Here is a 1,260-nt window from a genome sequence, read left to right as displayed (position 1 = left end):
GGATCTCAACTCCGGCCGCAAGCAGGGCGAGGACAAGGTCCTGTGGCTCAAGACCGCCAAGGTCGACGGCCCCGGCATGGGCGTCGACGCCGCCGGTCAGTGGGTCATCGGCGACACCGTCGTCAAGAGCGTCTGGAAGAACCTCACCGGCTACTCGGTCACCGACGGCAAGGAGAAGTGGACACTCCCCTTCCCCGCCCTGATCTGCTCCGTCGCCGCACAGGCCACGCCCGAGGGCAGGACGGCCGTCATGTACCGCGACGGCGAGGGGGACAACACCTCCTGCAACCAGTTGCGGGTGGTCGACCTCAAGACGGGCAAGGAGGTCTGGTCGAAGGAGGTGCCCAAGGAAGGGCTCTTCGACATCTTCACCAGCCCCAGCCTGGCCATGACCGGCGACACGCTCGCCGTCAGCCGCGGCGGCACCGCCAGCGCCTTCAAGATCAGCAACGGTGACAAGCTCTTCGCGAACCCCCGGGCCGAGGGCTGCATCCCGGACTCCTACGAGGCCGGCAATGGCAAGATGATCGCCCTGGCCACCTGCACGGACAAGGAGGCCAACACCGAGGTCCACGGCGTCGACCCCGTCACCGGCGCGAAGGCCTGGGCCTACCGGCTCCCCGCGAAGTTCAAGGTCACCAGCATCTACTCGGTGAACCCGACCGTCATCGACATCGGCGACGAGGCGGCGAAGAAGCGCGCCATCGTGGTCCTGGGACCCGACGGGAAGCAGACCGCCACCGTCACCGGCGAGGGCAGCTTCGCCATCGGCTGCGGCGCCGGCATCATCCGGACCCTGTCGACGTGCCCCTCGGCCGTCGTCGACAACAACACCCTGTACCTGCCCACCGAGACGGCCTCCGGCGCGGCCAACGAGATCGTCGCCTTCGATCTGGCCACCGGCAAGGCCAAGTGGCGCACCCCGGCCGGCGACAAGCGCACCCTCACCCCGCTCAAGGCCGTGGACGGGCAGCTGATCGCCTACCGCAAGGCCGACTCCGAGCAGGGCGGCGAGGTCATCTCGATCCCGCCCGCCGGCGGTACGCCCACCGCGCTCCTGCGCCACCCCTCGGGCCCCGCCGCCCCGATCGAGAGCGCCTTCTACAGCCCGAGGATGGACTACGTGGACGGACGGTTCTTCGTCTCCGTCACCCACCTGCGGGCCCAGAACGTGGAAGAGAAGCTCCTGATGGTCTTCGGCAAGTGAGAACGCGTCCAAGCAGCCGCCCACCGAGAGGCATGAGTAACCGATGAGTATCC

At 68.3% G+C, this 1,260-nt stretch carries 1 protein-coding gene; it reads left to right on the top strand.

Going from position 1 to position 1,260, the window contains the following annotated elements:
• Positions 1 to 1,207, top strand: a 1,207-nt coding sequence (locus ACWGIU_RS38095; RefSeq protein WP_453712700.1) for an outer membrane protein assembly factor BamB family protein, incomplete at its 5' end; no start/stop codon positions are given.
• Positions 1,208 to 1,260 lie beyond the last annotated feature (53 nt).

Source organism: Streptomyces sp. NPDC054840 (assembly GCF_053611065.1).
This window is presented reverse-complemented; position numbering and strand designations above follow the sequence as displayed.